Raw genomic sequence first — 699 nt, forward strand, 5'->3', positions numbered from 1 at the left:
AAGACATGCACGCAGGGCCAAAGCACGACGACACCGTAGCCCCAGAGTGAGGCGCCAAAGCGTGTGCGCATGTCACGGAGAATGAGGGCGTGCAGCACATGCAGATAGGCCTCGCACGGACTTCTACGGGTTTGGATCGGCGGAGACTTAGGCATCGAAGCACGCCTTTGGCTTCCATCGCGGCGAAGGGAGGACGTGCTGCGCACCCGATTACCAGGCGCGGAGCACCGGAAGCGGATCTGCTCAGGCTGTGCGCTCGGTCGAAGAGCTGCGCGCCATCAGCACCGTCAGCGAGATTGCCGACACAAGGAAGTAGAACCCGCCGAAGGTCGCGTACGCTGCAATATCGGAGGCTGCGGGGGCGGCGATGTCAGCCGCACGCTTGATGATGAAGCCGCCGGCAAGGGCTGACTGCGCGCCGCTCAAGATCATGGCCCATTGCCCACCTGTACGCCAGCGACGCACACCGGTTGCGAGCTGTAACAGGCCAGATAGCGTGGCCCAGACACCGAACACCACCAGCACGGCATGTGAGCTGTGGCCAAACGACCAGATCACCGCAGCGGTCGTGATGACACTGACCACGAGATTGAATAGCTGGCTGGGATTGGCGCTCAGCCCGCCACATTGCCGTGCATCGATCAGGTTGGCGGCGGCATCCCATGCCGGGTAGGCGATCAGGAGCGCGGTCGAGACGGG

The 699-nt window shown here is 63.4% G+C and carries 1 protein-coding gene and 1 pseudogene; both read right to left on the minus strand.

What is annotated here, in order from left to right; genetic code table 11:
* A pseudogene (locus CIW48_RS34435) lies at positions 1 to 155 on the minus strand (ABC transporter); the annotation flags it as partial.
* Positions 156 to 243: 88 nt separating this feature from the next.
* Positions 244 to 699 (minus strand): DUF308 domain-containing protein (locus CIW48_RS32955; protein WP_149314522.1); only part of this gene is annotated, 456 nt, incomplete at its 5' end.

Source organism: Methylobacterium sp. P1-11 (assembly GCF_008329595.1).
Classification (GTDB): domain Bacteria; phylum Pseudomonadota; class Alphaproteobacteria; order Rhizobiales; family Beijerinckiaceae; genus Methylobacterium.